This window comes from Tistrella bauzanensis, from assembly GCF_014636235.1.
Taxonomy (GTDB): Bacteria; Pseudomonadota; Alphaproteobacteria; order Tistrellales; family Tistrellaceae; genus Tistrella; species Tistrella bauzanensis.
The window spans coordinates 1-2,784 of the sequence record NZ_BMDZ01000151.1 but is presented as its reverse complement, the minus strand read 5'-3'; the positions used below and the strand labels follow the sequence as shown (position 1 = coordinate 2,784).

Genomic DNA, 2,784 nt, shown 5'->3' with positions numbered 1-2,784 from the left:
CCTCAGGTCCGCGATCATTGAATCGAACTCCTGACCGTTTGGGAATCCCCTATGAGTCAGGACTCACGAGATTTGGTATTAGGGCGTACTTTTGGTAATAAACATCTGCCAACGGAGTATCCTTTCGGACGAGGGCTAAATGTTCAAATCCGAGTGTCCTCGGTAGAGTTGATCCTCGCCGCGTTGCACGCGGCAAATGTCACACTCTACCTGCCACTTGAAGAGAAGTGGTATCGCAACGGAGAGACGGAAGCGGGCAACCGTCAATTTGTGGTAGCTGATCCGGACGGCTACTTGCTCAGGTTTTATGAGGATTTGGGAAGTCGACCCTTGAGGTAGTTGGGCTCCAGAAACCGCGTTGCAGGTTTGGGGATTTTTGCGACTATCGAAATGGCTCTGTTGGCACATGACGTAGCCGCTTCCTATATCTCTCCTGTGCTTTTCGGGGAGGATTACCGTGGCGCATGATCGACCGCATGAGCGATGCCCTCACGCCGCTCACATGCATCGCCGCCGCACTGCCTCAGGCGTCAACGTGAGGCGCGACCAGAGCCATCGAAATTGATACGTTAGTAAGGTGCTGCTTTTGGAATATCGGATTGACCCTCATCCCTCCCACGACAGCTTAAACAAGCTCTGGACTGTCGCGTGGGGAGCCCCTGCGTCGACTTCATTTGCTGACATACTATCACGCAGCCTCGGCCATGTAGGCGCCTATGAGGGCGATAACATTATCGGATTTGTGAATGTTGCATGGGACGGCGGAATCCATGCGTTCATTCTCGATACATGCGTTCATCCCGACTACCGTCGGCGAGGCATCGCAACCCGTCTCGTTCAAGAGGCGACAACGCTTGCCCGACAACGCGGGGCCCGCTGGTTGCATGTCGATTTCGAGCCACACCTTGAGCCGTTCTACCGAAATTGCGGGTTCCGTCAAACGGCGGCGGGCTTAATAGCCCTCTAGTCGAGTTACAGTCTCCGGAGGCTGGATTTGACCGACAAACGCGCCTGCGCGCTGGTCTCGCCCGCCCCCTGGCGCAGGAATCGTCCATCTGATGCCCTTGAGCGACAGAATCCCGCGTCCGGTAACGGCCCTTCATTCTTCGGGCAGCGCCGGCTAATGTAGGGACATGGATCATCATGAAGCGATAGCATCCTTTGTCTTCGATCATCCGGACGCGCCTGTGTCGCTGTATGACTATGCGCCTGTCCTGCGGGTGCGAGACAGGCTGGGAGATTGGGTTCTCAAGCGAACAGGACTCGTCCATTCCTCCGGCACGGCGATTGGCGAATGGCTGACAGCGCTACGCCGGCTCGGCGTGGATGTCGTCGCCCCGGCGGCTCACCTTGCGCCCAATCCTCGTCGGCTTGCGGACGGCAAGGAATGGGTCGTCTATCCATTCATCGAGGGCGCCTGTTATCGCGCAGAGGACGACCAGATAGCCGGCGCGGGCCGATTGCTCGGCAAGATGCACGCGGCCGATCCTCCAGAGGCCCACCGTCTCGTGACCCATGATCGACCTGTGGTACGCACGAAGGAGTGGGTCGAGCGGCATCTCGCCTCGGCGATCGTGACGATGCGGGATCTCGGCCTGAATCCATCAATCCTAGAAGCTCTTGTGAGTGATCGGATCGCCAGCGCCGCCACGGCGGATAGCCTGTCACTCGCAGGATGCAGCTTCGACTTCAAAGCGTCCAACCTCGTGTTCGGACCACAACCGACGCTCGTTGATCCCGATCATGCGGCCCGAATGCCGCGACTTTACGATCTGGCGGTGGCGCTCCTGCTCTTCCATTGCGATCTGCCCTCCGCGCAGGGCCATGTCTGGACCGATGCACAATGGCGCATCTTTCTCAAATCCTATCAGGAAGAAGTGACGTTCGTTCCGGTGGAGAAGGACAATTGGGCTTCGATCCTCAACCTCGCCTGGCTCGATCAAGCCGTCTGGCTTCTAGGCAACTGGCCCGAGGGGTGGGCAGACGAAAAGGAGCGTCGCTACTTGGTCGATCTCGCGGTTGTCGATTTGGACCGCTTCTCACTGGCAAGCGCCACATAGCTGCCGGTCGCCTTTCCACCCAGACCCGGCCGTTCAGAAAATGGCCGAGCGCTGAACGCCGCACGATGCGGCGCTAGAGGGCTATAGCGTAAACGTAGTTCTCATCAGTATCCCGCATGTCCCGCCACCGGCCGCCGATCACCGCACAAATTGACCGGATTTATCTTTAATTATCAATTCGATAGAAACTTGGGCTATGAGCCGTGCTTTTCGCACCCCCAGCTAGGCACGATAGCCCTGCCGGTATAACCGCCGATCACTCGCTAGGGCACCTTCGCTTTCATCATTGAGCAGGCTGGGGCATAAAGCACTCATTGAATGGCGCGCCGCGCGCCGGCAGTACGTTCTTCCCGTCAATCATGAGCCTCGCAAGGCGGGGCTCCGGCTTGTCGGTCGTGCTGCTACAGTGCGGTGCCGCCGAGGTCTCGGCCTACCGAGTTTGCAGGCGGGGTTCCCTGTCGCCGTCCGCGGTGAGTTGCAGCAGCGCCGCGAGCGTTCCCACGATGACGAGAGAGATCCAGCCGATCGAGTAGCTGCCGCTCCACTGATAGCTCAAGCCGCCGAGCCATGCGCCGAGAAAGGCGCCGACCTGATGACTGAGAAACATCACGCCGAACAGAACCCCGAAATTTGCCGGACCGAAGAGCCTGTTGCAGAATGGGCTCCAACCCTGTCGATGTCCGCTTGCCCCCGCGCTGCGGGGCTGATTCCCTCGGGTGAGGTG

The 2,784-nt window shown here is 58.8% G+C and carries 2 protein-coding genes and 2 pseudogenes; 3 read left to right on the top strand and 1 reads right to left on the bottom strand.

From position 1 onward, the window contains the following. Window positions 1–51: 51 nt before the first annotated feature. The 3 genes and pseudogenes from IEW15_RS26680 to IEW15_RS25140 all read left to right on the top strand — a co-directional run. Window positions 52–339: pseudogene (locus IEW15_RS26680) on the top strand (bleomycin resistance protein); the annotation flags it as partial. A gap of 241 nt (window positions 340–580) precedes the next feature. Next, window positions 581–967, top strand: a complete 387-nt coding sequence (locus IEW15_RS26675; protein WP_188583233.1) for a GNAT family N-acetyltransferase — start codon at window positions 581–583, stop codon at window positions 965–967. Between the two features lie 166 nt (window positions 968–1,133). After that, the gene (locus IEW15_RS25140) at window positions 1,134–2,060 is read left to right on the top strand and encodes a phosphotransferase enzyme family protein (RefSeq protein ID WP_188583230.1); all 927 of its coding nucleotides are present in this window, start codon (window positions 1,134–1,136) and stop codon (window positions 2,058–2,060) included. A gap of 430 nt (window positions 2,061–2,490) precedes the next feature. Here IEW15_RS25140 and IEW15_RS26210 read toward each other — a convergent pair. Continuing rightward, window positions 2,491–2,784, bottom strand: a pseudogene (locus IEW15_RS26210) (hypothetical protein); the annotation flags it as partial.

Excerpts from the sequence above, each read along its gene's own strand:
- IEW15_RS25140 (WP_188583230.1), top strand. The coding sequence starts at position 1,134 with ATGGATCATCATGAAGCGATAGCATCCTTTGTCTTCGATCATCCGGAC.